Raw genomic sequence first — 14,474 nt, forward strand, 5'->3', positions numbered from 1 at the left:
AAGCCGGCGGCGCGAAGGTCCACAAGCCAGAACGTGCAAAGGCTGGTTTCTGGGCTTTTGGTTAACGGCCCGAAAGAAATTTATGGTGCAGTGCAACAAAGATATTGCAATGCACAAAAATTGCCTTTATATTGCCATCATAACTGAACGAGACGGCTTTCTGTCAAAGCCGCTGCCGCTGAAAAGGATGGAAAATGTCCAGGACCAAGACCGCTGAGACGATCGAAAACGTTGAATTCCCGAGCTTCGACGCTTCCAAGGCCACCGACCAGATGCGCGCTTTCGCCGAAAAGGGCGTTGAGCAGTCGAAAGAGGCCTATGCCAAGCTGAAGACCGGCGCCGAGGAGACCCAGAAGGCTCTGGAGTCGACCTACGAGACCGCCAAGACTGTTTCCAGCGACCTGTCGCTCAAGACCATCGCTGCCCTGCGCGCCAACGCCGAAGCCGGCTTCTCGCATCTCGAAGCCCTGATCGGCGCCAAGTCGCTGTCGGAAGTCGTCGAGCTGCAGACCTCCTTCCTGCGCAAGCGTATCGAGCTGACCGTCGAGCAGGCCAAGGACTTCCAGGCTGTTGCCTCGAAGGCGGCCGAAGACGTCTCCAAGCCGATCAAGACCGCCTTCGAGAAGGCCGTGAAGGACATCAAGGCTGCCTAACATTTGCGCACGATCTGAAGATGCAACAAAAGGTCGCATTTTCTTAAAGATGATCAGGCGTATGGTGGTAGCCATCAAGGAATACCCGGCGGGCGGAACCTCCTCCCTCTGCTCCCCGGGGTGACCAGCCAGCACCTCCTCCCGCTGGCTCGTAACAGGAAAAGGCCGGCACCTCCTCCCGCCGGCCTTTTTCTTTGCCTTGTGAAACCTGCCCGATACGGCGAGATGTGGGGAAGTGGCCTTTGCTTCGCAAAAGCCTTGAATTAAAATCCATAAGCCCGTATGGACGCATCGCCGAACGACAGAGCGCTCGAGTGGTTTTCCACTTCGACCCCGCTCAGGCGAGTGTGCCGTTGTAGCTCAGCTGGTTAGAGCGCCGGATTGTGGATCCGGAGGTCGCTGGTTCGATCCCAGCCAACGGTACCATTAGGTTGTCCAACTCGGCCACAGCCTCAAATTCTCAAGGCGCTCGCCAGTTCAGACGATCTCTGCCGCGTATTGGCACCGGTTGCAGTTGGCGATAGCTCTTAGGAGCCCGCTGCGCTCAGCAGCGCCGCGCTTGATGCGGCTGCTCGCCGCGCGCTTGTTTCAGCTTTGCCATGGTCACCCTCTTCCGGCTTCCCAAGCCGCGTCTCGGGGAAACCACGATGCGCGCCCGGCGCGGAATAACAATTCTCTATATAATCCATAGACATTATATTCTGTCTTCGTTGACGGCCGGCTTACCGTTAGTTTCCTCCCGCTGTCGCCTGACAGGGCTATCAAAGGAGTGACGGATGGGTCGGCATATTCGCTTCAACGCTTTCGACATGAATTGCGTTGGCCATCAATCCCCTGGCCTGTGGAAGCATCCGCGCGATAAGTCCTGGAAATACAAGGATCTGGACTACTGGCAGGATCTGGCTCGGACGCTCGAGCGCGGTATTTTCGACGGCATATTCGTCGCCGACGTCATCGGCTACTACGACGTCTACAAGGGCTCGAACTACCACGCGATCGAGCAGGCGGCGCAGATTCCGGTCAATGATCCCTTGCAATTGGCCGCGCCGATCGCGCTTGCCACCGAACATCTCGGCATCGGCATTACCGCCTCGACCTCGTTCGAACATCCCTACACATTCGCCCGCCGCCTTTCGACCGCCGACCACCACACCAAGGGTCGGGTGGGCTGGAACATCGTCACCTCGTATCTGGAAAGTGGCGCCAAGAATGTCGGCCAGACCGGCTTGAAGAGCCATGACAACCGCTACGAGGTCGCGTCCGAATATGTCGAGGTGCTCTACGAGACGGCCGCCGCCGTCGCCGCCCGCCAACGCTCATACTCCAATGGCGCCGGCCCACGCTCGAGCCAGGATCCGCAAGTGCTTCAGGTCGTCGGCCGCATTCGCAGCAACGCCTATGCGGCTGGCGCGATCGTCTTGCAGGTCGCGCAAGCCATCGAACGTGCTTATCAGGCGCACTTTGCCGGCGATGCCGATGCCGAGGAAAGGGCCAACGCCGTCGCCGAACTCGAGACATCGCAGGCGGTGACGGTCGTCACGAATCTCGTCCTTGAAGCATCGACGATCATCTTCGATGCGCTGGGTGCGTCCTCGACCAGGAAGCCGATCGGCCTCGATCGCCATTGGCGCAACGCCCGCACCCTGTCTTCCCACAACCCGCGCATCTACATGGATCGCATCGTAGGCGACTTCGCAGTCAACGGCACGCCGCCACCCTATCAGTGGCGGATCGGACGCAGCCCGTCGCCGGCTCCGGTCGCTCCGGTGATCGAGGCTGCCGCGGAATAGGTGAAATCGGCCTGCGACGGAATGGGTCAGCGCAGGCCTTTCACCTTCTTCAGAATATCGTCCGAAAGCGCCGAGACGAGGGCCCTGTCAGCGCCCTTGCTCGGGATCAGGACGAATTCCACATCTTCCAGCTGCGGCAGGCGGTCGATTTCCTTCAGGCCCGAAGGCGACATGCTCTGCGGTTGTACCAGAACCCCCATGCCGGCGCGGGCGGCGGCCGTCAGCCCGCTCAGGCTTCCGCATGTGCAGACAATGCGCCACGGCATGCGGTGCCGTTCGAGCACTTCCAGCGCGATGCTGCGCGTGACGCTCGGCGCGGGGAAGGCAATCAACGGCAAGGCTGCGAGCGACAGGACGTGTTCCGGATCGCGGGCAAGCCAGACAAGCGGCTCGCGATAGACAAGCCGGCCACGGCTGTCGCCCAGCCGGCGCTTGGCCAGGACGAGATCGAGCTCGCCATTGTCCTGCATCTGGTAGAGCACGCCACTGAGCGCGACGGTCAGTTCAAGGTCGACGGATGGATGAGACCGGACGAAATCCTCCAGCACCAGCGGCAGACGGCTGGCAACCAGGTCCTCGGATACGCCGAGCCTCAAGGTGCCGCGCAGTCTCTGCGCAGTGAACAGCGCTTGGACCTGTCCCTCTATCGACAACATGGTCCGGGCATGCCCGAGCAGGGCTTCGCCGTCAGGCGTCAGCACCACCTTGTGCGTATCGCGGGCCAGCAACTGCCGGCCAAGCGCGGTTTCCAGCTTGCCGATGTGCTGGCTGACGGTGGATTGCCCGAGGCCCAGCCTCTCGGCCGCGAAGGTAAAGCTTCCCATTTGCTGGACGGTGACGAAGCTGCGCAGTTGGACCAGGTCGAGCATTGACATCCCAAATCACGATAACTGTTATTCCTTGTATCCTGTTTCGCAATGCGCGAGAAGACGGCGCCACCACTCTGGAGCGAGCATGTAATGCGCCGCTTTCTGCCGGACACCTTTCTGATCCTGCTGTTGTGCACCGTCGCGCTGGCGTCGGTCGCGCCTGCAACTGGGGCGTTCGCGGGATGGTTCGCGGTGGCGACCAATCTTGCCGTGGCGCTTCTGTTCTTCCTGCACGGTGCGCGGCTCTCGCGCGATGTCGTTGTTGCCGGCCTGATGCATTGGCGCCTGCACCTGGTCATCCTTCTGACGACCTTTGGCCTGTTCCCGCTGCTGGGCCTGGCGCTTGGCTATCTGCCTGCCGCGATCCTGCCCAGGCCGCTTTACCTCGGTATTCTTTTTCTGTGTGTCTTGCCGTCGACAGTGCAGTCCTCGATCGCATTCACCTCGATGGCCGGTGGCAATGTCCCCGCGGCCATCTGCTCGGCGTCCGCCTCCAACATCTTTGGCATGTTCCTGACACCCTTGCTCGTCGGGCTGCTCTTCTCCATCGGTGGTCACGGCGCATTTTCGTGGGATGCGGTGAGCCAGATCCTGATGCAACTGCTCCTGCCCTTCGCGCTCGGCCAGCTGCTGGAACCGCGGATCGGCAAGTGGATACGCGCTCGCAAGACCTTGCTGATGCCTGTCGATCGCGGCTCGATCCTGATGGTCGTCTACTTGGCCTTCAGCACCGCGGTCGCCGAGGGCCTGTGGCACATGTTCTCGCTGCGCGACATCGCTGTGGTCGTCGTTGCCGACATGGCCTTGCTCGGCCTTGTGCTTCTGGTCACGACCTATGGCAGCCGGCTTCTCGGCTTCGACAGGGCCGACCAGATCACGATCACCTTTTGCGGCTCGAAGAAGAGCCTGGCGAGCGGCGTGCCGATGGCCAACGTCATCTTTGCCGGCCAGGGCGTCGGCGCGATCGTTCTGCCGTTGATGCTCTTCCATCAGATCCAGCTCATGGTCTGCGCCATGATCGCCCAGAAATATGCCCGTGCGGCGCACCGGTCTTCCGTGCTGGGAGCCGAAACGACGGCTTCGGTCGCCTAGCTGGGTTTGCGTATATCGCATGAAGGCCTTGCGCCCGCAGGCCGGCCTGGACGGTCAATCAGATCTTCGTCTTGATCGGCAGTCGACCTTTATTCCGGCCGCGGGGCATCGCCGGTGAAAGGAGGACACTGGACGGCTGGACGATCGATGAGGTCGAGACACCAGCGCCTTACATTGACAAATCGTTGAGGTCGGTCTTGTGTCGCGGGAAACGCGGGATCCATGGCCAGATCGCGATGTCGGCGATCGAATCGTCGCCGGCAATCGTGACGGAAACGCCGGGATTATCGACGACAAGCATCGAACTGAAACATCGTGCGGCGCATGTCCGCGGTCCGCCGATAGTCCGTGAACGACATGGAGAATTAGATGCGGAACACGATGCTGGGCTTGGCGGCACTTGCCCTGGCTGCGTGCCAATCGGCTCCCGTGGAGCCGCAACCCGCCGCTGTCGAACCCACGTCGGGTCCGGTCGCCCCTCAACCGGCCTTGGCTGCCGCCGCTCCTGCTGGCTCTACGATCATGGATACATCCGTGACGATCACGCCCCCGGCGAAGGGCGTTCCGGCAAAGTACGCGGCTTTTTCAGGCATGTGGGCTGGACGATTGGAGGGCGCGTATGAAGCCAAGGTCGCCGTTCAGACGATTTCTGCGAACGGCAAGGTGACGGTCACCTTTGCCTGGGGCAATCTGGGCGACAACAATCCGGGAGAGGCCGCCGGTGAAGGAAGAATTGTCGGGAGCACATTGAAGCTCGGCCGCCTGCCGAATGGCGCGGACATCAGCCTGACCATGATGCCTGACGGGACCCTGTCCGTAACCTATGCGCTCGTCGGCCAGACCTACAGAGGCACGTTTATCAGGCAATGACCAAAACCCGACTGGTCGCATTGCGGCCAGCCAGCCCTCAGCCCGCCATCCAGCCACCGTCCACCATCAAATTGATACCGGTGACGTAGCTCGCCATGTCGCTGGCAAGGAACAGTGCGGCTCCTGCCACATCGTTCGGGGTCCCGAGTCGCGGCCAAGGCGTGCGCCGATGTGAATAGTCGAGTGCGTCGGGGTCGTTGGCTACGCCCGGCTTGCCGGTGATGATCTTGCCGGGTGCGATGGCGTTGCAGATGATCAGGTCGTCGGCGTGGTCGACAGCGATCTGCCGCGTCATCTGCACGATGCCCCCCTTGCTCACCGAATAGGGAAAGTCGCCGGGGCAGGCGACCATGCCATGCTGCGAGGAGATGTTGATCACACGACCGCGCACGTCGTTGACTGGCGCCTGGGCGAGCATCTGCATCACCGCCCGTTTCGAGCAATAGAAGAAGCCGGTCAGATTGACGCCGATGACGCGCTGCCATTGTTCTGGCGACGTCTCGATCAGATTGGTGCTGGTGTAGATCGCGGCGTTATTGACCATCACGTCGAGCCGTCCGAACTGCTCGACCGTCGCACCGACCAGCGCATCGACGGCGTTCCAGTCGGATATGTCGGTCCGGATGTAAACGGCGGCTCCGCCGGCCGAGCGGATCAGGTCCACGGTGCTCTCACCGCCTTCGATCGGCTGCTCGACCGTGTCGGCGATGACGACGTTCGCGCCCTCGGTCGCGAATTTCAGCGCGATCGCGCGGCCGATGCCGGAACTGCCTCCGGTGATGATGGCGGTCTTGTCTGTGAGCAGGGGCATGGTCCTCAGCTTTCCCGGGTGACAATGTTTCCGACTTTCGGGCCGGTCAGCTTTCCCTCGCGCACGATCTCGCGACCGCGCAGGAAGACACTTGTCAGCCGCGCCTGGACGGTCCAGCCGTCGAATGGCGTATAGCCCGCTCGCGACACCTGATCGACATTGGCGATCGCGCTGGATTGGCGCGGATCGAGAATGAGGATATCGGCATCGTGGCCGGTGGCGATCTTCCCCTTGCGCCGGCCAAGGCCAAAACGCTCGGCCGGGTTGCGGGCGCACAGGCGCACCAGATCGGGCAGGGCGATCAGGCCTTCGTCGACCAGCTTCAACATCGCCTGCAGCAGCGTCTGCAACCCCGGCATGCCGCCCGGAATGTCGGCGAAAGCCGCGTAGGGCGCCGCCTTCTCGGCCGGCGTGTGCGGCGCGTGGTCGGTGGCGACGATATCGATCAGCCCCGCGCTCAGCGCGGCGCGCAGCGCATCGACATCATGCGGCGAGCGCAATGGTGGTGAGGCCTTCAGATTGGCGCCTTGTGTTTCGTAATCCTGCGCCGTGAAGAACAGGTTCTGTGGCGTGGTTTCGACGCTGGCGTCGGCCATGCCGCGCAGCCGGCTCCAGGTTTCGACGCCGAGTTCGGAATTGATCTGGCGGACATGAATCCTGGCCTCGGCCGAGGCGGCGGCGACAAACGCCCGGGCAATGCCGTTGGCTTCCGCCAGCGGCGGCCTGCCGGCCTGAAAGGCGGCGATGGTGCCGGAGCGGTCGCGCAGTGTGCTACCGGTCAGGATCGACTGATCGCCCGGCGAGATGCCGATCAAAGTGTCGCTGCCGGCGAAAGCCTTCAATGCCTCGGCCACGGTGTCGAGCGTCGCGAAGAGGAAGTTGTCGGGCACATCGGCGGTGAACAGTTCGAACGAGACCGGCGCGAGATCGAGCAGGCCTGAGACGTGCGACAGGTCGCTGCTGACCACGGCCTGGAAGCCGAGATCGACATGGATGCGGCCATCGGTCATCGCCATCTTGTCGGCAAGCTGTTCGGCCGTGGCCGTCCACGGCTCGTCTGTCGGCATGTCGAGCACCGTCGTCACGCCGCCAAGCGCCGCGGCATGCGTGCCGGAGGAGAAGTCCTCCTTTTGCGTCAGTCCGGGCTCGCGCAGATGTGCATGCGCGTCGACCAGCCCGGGCAGCAGATAGGCACCGGCCGCATCGAAAACGGTCCCGGCCGAAGCCGTCTCGCCGGGCGCGATCATTGCCGCGATGCGGCCGTCGTTGATGCCCACATCGCGCCGCTCGAACCCTTCGGCGTTGACGATGGTGGCTCCCCGGATCAGCGTTTCGAACATGTCGCCATTCTCGTTGCTCTTGTCAGCCGCGCCGCTCGAAGCCGGCATGATTGTCCAGCCAGAACCGGGCAATGTCTTCGCGCCGCATAAAGGCAGCGGCCGGGTTCTGCTTCACATGCTCGATCACCTCGCGCAGCCCGGACGCCCGGTTGGGCTGGCCCATCCAGCGCGCGTGGATGCCGATCGTCAGCATGCGGCCGCCGGTTTCGTCCGCCTCGTCGAGCATGTAATCGATCGCCGAGCGGCAATCCTCGGCAAAGTCGCGCGGATTGCTGTAGCCGGGCGCCACCAGATAGCGGCTGTCATTGAGCGTCTTGGAATAGGGCACGACCAGGATCTCGGTCCCCCGATGGTCGAGGAAATAGGGTAGGTCGTCGTTGCAGGGATCGGAGTGGTAGAGGAAGCCGCCTTCCTCGACGAGCAAATCGCGCGTGTTGACGCTGGGCAGCGAGCGGCAGTTCCAGCCGAGGGGGCGCCTGCCCAGCAGCTTCTCGTAAAGCGCGATCGCTTCATCCAGGTGGCGCTTTTCCTCGCCGCGCTCCATGGTCGTGTAGTCGATCCAGCGCAGGCCGTGGCCGAGCAGATCGTGCCGCCGCGTCTTCATCCATTCGACGAAGGGCGGGTTCCGCTCCAGCGCTACCGCGCAAGCGGAGATGGTGATCGGGATGTCGTGGCGATCGAAGAGCCGCGCCAGACGCCACACGCCGGCACGGCTGCCATATTCGAAATGCGTCTCGGTGCCGAGGTCGCGCACCGGCGGGCTGGAGGTGAGATTGTATTCGCCCCAATTGTCGTTTCGGCCGTCCTCCAGCCAGGAGTACTCCGAGCCTTCCTCGTAGTTGAGCACGAGGTTGATGGCGAGCTTGACGCCGCCGGGCCAGGTCATGAAGGGTGGCCGGGAACCATAGCCGACGAAGTCGCGCGGCTGGGGCGGTTGCGGGGCAGCGCTCGGCGTCATGGCAAATTCCTCTCAACTGGTTTCGTTGGCTTCTATCCAGTCCATGTAAGCGTGGAAGGCTTCCTTGCCGGGACGCGGCCGCCATGTGGTGTCGCGCAGGATGCGGGCGATGTCATACGCGCCCCACATGCCGCCTTTCAGTCTCACATCTTGGACGATGTTGGCGTCTTTTCCCGATGTCACCTCGACTTTCAGTCCGGGCACACGCTCCCTTGCCCAGCCGATCATCTCACCGATGGTCTGGCTGGAGCCGGAGCCGATGTTGTAGTGGCGGTAATTGAGGCACGGCGCATCGATCAGTGCGAGGATCGCGGCGGCAACGTCGGTCGAGGTGGCGTAGTCGCCGACCGGCTCCAGGCTGTTCGGCCTGATCGTCTCGCCGGCCAGGGCCATATGCGCGACGCGGTTGGGAACATGGCGAAAGTTGCGGCTCTCGTGGCGCGGTCCATCGGGCCGTAGACGGAAGCAAGCCGCACCGAGACCGCCGACAGGCCGAACAGGTCGGCATAGCGGTTGGTCACCATCTCTGAGGCGAATTTCGAGATGCCGTAGAGCGTCAGCGGCGCGACATAGCCGTCTTCCGGCAGCGGCTCGCCGCCCCAGTCAGGTCCGTTGTGGCGGTAGACGGAGCCCGAGCTGACATAGACGAAGCGTCTCACCTCCGGCCTCGCGCGCGCCCAGTCGAGCATCCGCACGGTGCCCATGAGATTGACGTCGACGATGCGGGCCGGGTCCTCGGCCTCCGGCTGGCGTTTTGCCTCCGAGGCGCTGCCGCGCGAGATCGGCGTGATTGTCGCGCCATGCACGATTGCCGTGATGCCTTGCTTGTCGATCGTTGCGGACCAGGTCTTCGGGTCGAGCACATCGGCGGCGATCACTGTGAGCCGGTCGCGCACCGGGGCGAAATGCTTTTCGGCCGCCGCGTCGAGGCCGGACCGGTCGAGGATCACGGCACGGGCTTGCGGATCGCGGTCGAGCCAGGCGCGTGCGACCACGCTCATGACAAAGCCGGTGCCTCCGGTGACGAGCAGCGTCATGCGAACTCCTTTGAAGTTGAACGAAGAGGGTCAGCGAGTCGCATAGCCGCCGTCCACGAGCATGTCGGATCCGGTGACGAAGGATGCGTCCGATGACAAAAGGAAAGCCGCCGCCGCGGCGATCTCATCCGGCTCAGCGATGCGGCCGAGCAGATGCGCGGGTCCAAGACCTGCATTGGCGGCCTCGAAATCTGGAAATCTGCGCAGCAGCCGCGTTGTCGCCACCGCGCCCGGCGACAGGCTGTTGACGCGGACCTTGTCCGGCGCATGGTCGACCGCCATCGCCTTGGCGAGATGGATCAGCCCGGCCTTGGCGGCGCAATAGGCGACGGCCCTGGTGGTGGCGACGCGTCCGAACTGCGAGCCGATGAACACCACCGAACCGCCGCCACCCGCCGCGATCAACGGCACCGCGTATTTGCTCATCAGGAACGCACCGGTCAGGCTGACGTCGAGCTCGCGACGCCAGGACTGTTCGTCGAGCTCGACGACGGTGGCGTTGGTCGATGGCGCGGCGGCGTTATGCACCAGTCCGTCCAGCCGGCCGAATTTTTGTTTCGCGAATTCGACGGCGCCCCGGGCGGAACCGATGTCGGTCACGTCACATTGGCAGGCGGCAACCGAAGGACCAAGTGTGTCGGCAAGCTGTGTTGCTGCCGTGAGATCATGGTCGGCGCAGACTACGCTGGCGCCTTCCGCAACGCAGCGCCGGGCAATGGCGGCGCCAATGCCGCTTGCGGCGCCCGCGATCAGGACAACGCTTCCCTGCAATCGGTTCATCGCGGCGACCTCAAACACGTTCCTCGACGCTTTGCATGACCGGCGCGGTGACCGGCCGGCGCAGAAGATTGTAGCAGGCCGCGAGCGTGACCAGGGCAGCGCCGCCGCCGAGCAGCAGGAACATGGCGGGAGGCCCAAGATGCGCCATCAACCCCGCCGCGACACCCGGCGTCGCCACATTACCGATCGAGTAGAGCAGGAGCAGCGTGCCGGAGGCAGCGACCATGTGCCGGCTATGAAGCTGCGATGCACCGAAGGCCATCGCCACCGGATAGATCGTCAGCGCGGTGGCACCGTAGAGGAAGAACAGCACGAACAGCAGCGGCACCGAGAAAGTGCCGACCCATGCGATCGCGGCGCAGGCCGTCACCGACACCAGCCCTTGCACGAGCAGCATCAGGCGGCGGTCGAACCGGTCCGACAGCCAGCCGACCGGGGTCTGCGCGAGCATGCCGGCGATGCTGATCGTGGTCACCAACCAGACCGTGGCCGCCGCCGACAGCCCGATCTGCGTGCCGTAAAGAGGCGTCAGCACGAAGATGTTCATATTGGTGATGCCGGCCTGGAAAATGGCGACGACCGTCACCGGCGCCAGCCTGAAAAGCGAGAGCGGTCCGAGCCGCCTGTCTGCCTTCGCTCCGGGCGCCGGCGCCGGGTCTGCCGGCACCGAAGGCAGCGTCGGCCAGCGCAGCCCCGCAAATTTGGGCGCGAACGCCACAAACACCGTCGCCGCCGCGACCAAGAACAGATGCGGCGACTGCGGACCGACAAGCGCGACCAGGATCTGGCCGAGTAGCACGGCGATCGCCGTCGTCAGCATGTAGATCGAGAACATCGCCCCGCGATTGTGCTGTTCGGCATAGAGATTGATCCAGCTCTCGCAGACGACGAACATCGAGGCCATCGACATGCCGCCGAGCAGCCGAAAGCAGAACCAGAACGGCATGAAGTCGGTGAAGACGAAGCCCAGGGCCGACAGCAGCGCTGTTGTCAGGATCAGCAGGAAGGTCCGCTCATGGCCGTAGCGGGCGACCAATGGACGTGTCATCAGGCAGCCGATCAGGAAGCCGACCGGATAGGCGGTCAGCACGATCTGCACGATTTTGGGGTCGACGCCGGGTTTGCCCAGATGGAACGACACCGCGGTCGTCAGCATGGCGCTGCCGATACAGGCGAGACAGACGCTTGCCATGATCGGCAACATGGCGCGAGAACGCTCGGCATTCCGCCACAAGCGCATCGCGGATTGAGCAATCGATCCCATGAATGCCGCTGTCGGTCGTCTAGAGCAGACGCCAGCGATCGCAAGCAGGGTCGATGACCGACGCTGAACTCCCATGCATGGCGACGGCTCCCCTTGGCAGCCACGCTGACCGGCGGCTGCTCTCCCAGACAGAAGCTACACCTCGTCATGCTTGCCACAAGCGAAGATTGACACGGCTATGGCGTCATTTTTTTTGGCCATCCCGGTGGCTGAAAACGGCGTCGCGCCATGCGACAGGCTTTACAGTCGTTTCGCACGCTCCCTACGATAGGCCGCCTGCAGAACATCGAGAGGAGACCAGGAGATGACGATCGAACGTCTTGAGAACGGCCAACGCTTCTGTCGGGTGCTGCGCTACAACGGCACCGTCTATGTCTCCGGCCTCACGGCGGACGACCTTTCCGGCGACACCACCGCGCAGACCAAGCAGATCTTCGCCAAGATCGACGCGCTTCTGGCTAAGGCTGGCAGCGACAAGTCGAAGCTTCTCAGTGCTCAGATCTGGCTGCGCGACATCGCCGATTTCGAGATGATGAATGCGGCCTGGGATGCCTGGATCGATCGCAGCGCCATGCCGGTGCGCGCGACGGTGGAGGCACGACTTGCCGGCGACCAATATCGCGTCGAGATCATGGTCACGGCGGCGGTCGGCTGACGCCGATTGGGGTGGGCAAACCGAATGCATGAGCTGGTGATCAAAGGCGGACGGGTTGCGCTCGACGACGGTTGGGCCGAATGCGACATCGCCATCGACGATGGCCGCATCGCCGCCATTGGGACCGACCTGGATGGTCAATCCGTGATCGGCGCCGACGGTCGTTGGGTCATGCCCGGCGGCATCGACGCCCATTGCCATCTTGACCAGCCGGTCTGGGGCGGGGCGGGCAATGCAGACGATTTCGAGTCCGGCACCATCTCGGCCGCCTTCGGGGGCACGACATGCATCGTCCCGTTCGGCATGCCGGGTCCGGACATGACGACAATTGGCGCCATCGACCGCGCTCTCAATCGCGCCACGGGGCGCGCGGTCATCGACTACGGGCTGCACGCCGTGGTGACCATGGGCACCGGCGCGGATGTAGAGGAACAGCTTTCGCAGCTCGCCGGCCGTGGCATCGCCTCGGTCAAGTTGTTCATGACCTATCAGGGTTTCGCCGTCGACGACGATCTCTTCTTCAGGGTGCTCGATACCGCCCACACGCTTGGCTGGATCGTCATGGTCCATGCCGAGAACGACGCCGCCATCCGCCGCACGCGCCAGCGCCTGATCGATCTCGGCCGTACCGATATCCGCTACCATGTCGTTGCCCACAGCGAGACGATGGAGCGCGAGGCAACGCACCGTGCGCTGTCCTTCGCCGAAATGACCGGTGCGCGCATGACCATCGTCCACGTCTCGTCCTGGCAGTCGGCCGAGGAGGTGGCGAGAGCGAGGACGCGCGGCGTCGACGCGATCGCCGAGACCTGCCCGCAATATCTGTTCATCGGCGCAGCCGACCTCGACCGTCCGGCCATCGATGCGGCGCGTTTTGTCTTTTCGCCGCCGCCGCGTTCGCCACGCAGCCATGAGCATCTGTGGCAGGCGCTGATCGATGGCGGCATCGACCTCTGGTCCTCGGACCATTCGCCCTATTTCTTCGCCGACAAGATCGCGCGGTCGCAGACACCTGGCTTCACCACCACGCTGAGCGGCATTCCCGGCATCGAGACCCGGTTACCGCTTTTGTTCTCGGAAGGGCTGCTCACCGGACGGCTGACGCTGGAGCGCTATCTCGATCTCACCTCGCGCAATGCCGCCGCGATCTATGGTCTGGCCCACGCCAAGGGCCGGATAGCGGTCGGCCTCGATGCCGACCTCGCGCTGTGGGATCCGACAGTGACCTGGACGCTCGGCCACGCCGCCTTGCATTCGCGCGTCGATTTCACCCCTTACGAGGGCCGGACCGTGACCGGCAAGCCGACCACCGTGCTGCTGCGCGGCGTGCCGGTGGTTGCCGACGGCGAGCTGCAGGTGCAGCCGGGGTTCGGACAATTCATAGAGCGCACCGCGGCCGATCCGGCGCGATCGGGAAAACCAGTCGAGGAGACGACGCCATGGCTCGATGCCTGACCATAGCGGTCGCCCAGACCGGACCCATCCAGCGCAGCGCTTCGCGTACCGAAACGGTCGATCGCCTCGTCCACTTGCTGGAGCAGTCCGCCGCCGCAGGGGCGGAAATCGTGGCGTTCCCGGAGATGGCGCTGACCACCTTCTTTCCGCGTTGGCGCATCGACGATCAGGCGGAGATCGACGCCTTCTTCGAACACTCGATGCCAGGCCCCGAAACGCAGCGCCTCTATGACGCCGCCGCGCGTCTCAAAGTCGGCTTCGCGCTCGGCTATTGCGAGATCGCCAGGGAAGACGGCCGCACGCGCCATTTCAACACCATGGACCTTGTCGGCCGGGACGGCGCCTTCATCGGCCGCTACCGCAAGATGCATGTGCCGGGCTCAGCCGAGCCGGAGGAAGGCACCACCACGCATCTCGAACGCCGCTATTTCGAACCGGGCAATCTCGGCTTCCCCGTCTTCGACTTTCGCGGCGTCCGTGTCGGCATGGCGATCTGCAACGACCGACGCTGGCCGGAGACCTACCGCATGCTCTGCCTCAATGGCGCAGAGGTGGTTCTGCTCGGCTACAACACGCCGCTGCTGCTCGACGAGGCGCCGGCGCTGGCGCATCTCAGAATGTTCCACAACCATCTGCCAATGCAGGCCGGCGCCTACCAGAACACGCTGTGGGTGGCGGCCGCGGCCAAGGCCGGGCTGGAAGACGGCCAGGCGCTGATCGGCGGCTCCTGCATCATCGCGCCGACCGGCGAGATCGCCGCGCAGGCGCTATCGCTCGACGACGAGGTCATCGTTCATCGCGCCGATCTCGACCTGATCGAGACCTGCCGGAAGGTGAATTTCAACTTCGCGCTCTATCGCCGCCCCGACCAGTACCGGCGCATTTCGGAACCAGTCTGAG

General features: G+C 63.7%; 16 protein-coding genes and 1 tRNA gene. 8 read left to right on the top strand and 9 right to left on the bottom strand.

Annotation, left to right across the window (positions count from 1 at the left end):
- Positions 1–194: 194 nt before the first annotated feature.
- From AC04SF_RS25590 to AC04SF_RS25600, 3 genes are all read left to right on the top strand, one after another.
- A complete protein-coding gene (locus AC04SF_RS25590; protein ID WP_488480033.1) occupies positions 195–653 on the top strand; it encodes a phasin in 459 nt (152 codons plus the stop codon).
- 349 nt (positions 654–1,002) lie between these two features.
- Positions 1,003–1,079, top strand: a tRNA-His gene (locus AC04SF_RS25595).
- A gap of 350 nt (positions 1,080–1,429) precedes the next feature.
- Positions 1,430–2,443 carry an LLM class flavin-dependent oxidoreductase gene (locus AC04SF_RS25600; protein WP_488480034.1) on the top strand — a complete coding sequence of 338 codons (1,014 nt, stop codon included), beginning with the start codon at positions 1,430–1,432 and terminating at the stop codon, positions 2,441–2,443.
- 26 nt (positions 2,444–2,469) lie between these two features.
- On the opposite strand, the gene AC04SF_RS25605 is transcribed toward AC04SF_RS25600, so the two are convergent.
- The gene (locus tag AC04SF_RS25605) at positions 2,470–3,312 is read right to left on the bottom strand and encodes a LysR substrate-binding domain-containing protein (RefSeq protein WP_488480035.1); all 843 of its coding nucleotides are present in this window, start codon (positions 3,310–3,312) and stop codon (positions 2,470–2,472) included.
- Between the two features lie 90 nt (positions 3,313–3,402).
- Between AC04SF_RS25605 and AC04SF_RS25610 the strand changes: the two genes are divergently transcribed.
- Positions 3,403–4,404: a bile acid:sodium symporter family protein gene (locus AC04SF_RS25610; protein ID WP_488480036.1), complete on the top strand. Its 1,002-nt coding sequence runs from the start codon at positions 3,403–3,405 to the stop codon at positions 4,402–4,404.
- A 169-nt stretch (positions 4,405–4,573) separates the two neighbouring features.
- On the opposite strand, the gene AC04SF_RS25615 is transcribed toward AC04SF_RS25610, so the two are convergent.
- On the bottom strand, positions 4,574–4,705 hold the full coding sequence (locus AC04SF_RS25615) for a hypothetical protein (protein WP_488480037.1): 132 nt from the start codon (positions 4,703–4,705) through the stop codon (positions 4,574–4,576).
- Between the two features lie 68 nt (positions 4,706–4,773).
- Between AC04SF_RS25615 and AC04SF_RS25620 the strand changes: the two genes are divergently transcribed.
- Positions 4,774–5,274 (top strand): hypothetical protein, encoded by a 501-nt coding sequence (locus AC04SF_RS25620; protein ID WP_488480038.1) that lies wholly within the window; start codon positions 4,774–4,776, stop codon positions 5,272–5,274.
- Positions 5,275–5,311: 37 nt separating this feature from the next.
- Here the strand turns inward: AC04SF_RS25620 and AC04SF_RS25625 are convergent, their stop codons facing one another.
- The 7 genes from AC04SF_RS25625 to AC04SF_RS25655 are packed head-to-tail and all read right to left on the bottom strand — an operon-like array spanning position 5,312 to position 11,392.
- The gene (locus AC04SF_RS25625; RefSeq protein ID WP_488480039.1) at positions 5,312–6,085 is read right to left on the bottom strand and encodes an SDR family NAD(P)-dependent oxidoreductase; all 774 of its coding nucleotides are present in this window, start codon (positions 6,083–6,085) and stop codon (positions 5,312–5,314) included.
- A gap of 5 nt (positions 6,086–6,090) precedes the next feature.
- The gene (locus tag AC04SF_RS25630) at positions 6,091–7,473 is read right to left on the bottom strand and encodes a dihydroorotase (RefSeq protein WP_488480040.1); all 1,383 of its coding nucleotides are present in this window, start codon (positions 7,471–7,473) and stop codon (positions 6,091–6,093) included.
- On the bottom strand, positions 7,448–8,383 hold the full coding sequence (locus AC04SF_RS25635) for a polysaccharide deacetylase family protein (RefSeq protein WP_488480041.1): 936 nt from the start codon (positions 8,381–8,383) through the stop codon (positions 7,448–7,450). The genes AC04SF_RS25630 and AC04SF_RS25635 overlap by 26 nt, the downstream gene beginning before the upstream one ends.
- Before the next feature lie 12 nt (positions 8,384–8,395).
- Complete coding sequence (locus AC04SF_RS25640; RefSeq protein ID WP_488480042.1) at positions 8,396–8,776, bottom strand: NAD-dependent epimerase/dehydratase family protein; 381 nt, start codon at positions 8,774–8,776, stop codon at positions 8,396–8,398.
- Positions 8,680–9,420: an NAD-dependent epimerase/dehydratase family protein gene (locus tag AC04SF_RS25645; protein ID WP_488480043.1), complete on the bottom strand. Its 741-nt coding sequence runs from the start codon at positions 9,418–9,420 to the stop codon at positions 8,680–8,682. The genes AC04SF_RS25640 and AC04SF_RS25645 overlap by 97 nt, the downstream gene beginning before the upstream one ends.
- 30 nt (positions 9,421–9,450) lie before the next feature.
- Positions 9,451–10,200, bottom strand: coding sequence for an SDR family NAD(P)-dependent oxidoreductase (locus tag AC04SF_RS25650; protein WP_488480044.1), 750 nt, complete (start codon positions 10,198–10,200; stop codon positions 9,451–9,453).
- A gap of 10 nt (positions 10,201–10,210) precedes the next feature.
- Positions 10,211–11,392, bottom strand: a complete 1,182-nt coding sequence (locus AC04SF_RS25655) for an MFS transporter (RefSeq protein ID WP_488480045.1) — start codon at positions 11,390–11,392, stop codon at positions 10,211–10,213.
- 376 nt (positions 11,393–11,768) lie between these two features.
- On the opposite strand from AC04SF_RS25655, the gene AC04SF_RS25660 reads away from it, so the two are divergent.
- From AC04SF_RS25660 to AC04SF_RS25670, 3 genes are read left to right on the top strand one after another with little or no spacing between them, the layout of a single operon-like run.
- Positions 11,769–12,119: a RidA family protein gene (locus AC04SF_RS25660; protein WP_096454293.1), complete on the top strand. Its 351-nt coding sequence runs from the start codon at positions 11,769–11,771 to the stop codon at positions 12,117–12,119.
- 24 nt (positions 12,120–12,143) lie between these two features.
- Complete coding sequence (gene hydA, locus AC04SF_RS25665; RefSeq protein ID WP_488480046.1) at positions 12,144–13,574, top strand: dihydropyrimidinase; 1,431 nt, start codon at positions 12,144–12,146, stop codon at positions 13,572–13,574.
- On the top strand, positions 13,559–14,473 hold the full coding sequence (locus AC04SF_RS25670; RefSeq protein ID WP_488480047.1) for a nitrilase-related carbon-nitrogen hydrolase: 915 nt from the start codon (positions 13,559–13,561) through the stop codon (positions 14,471–14,473). The genes hydA and AC04SF_RS25670 overlap by 16 nt, the downstream gene beginning before the upstream one ends.
- Position 14,474 lies beyond the last annotated feature (1 nt).

Source organism: Mesorhizobium sp. CNPSo 4671 (genome assembly GCF_057784245.1).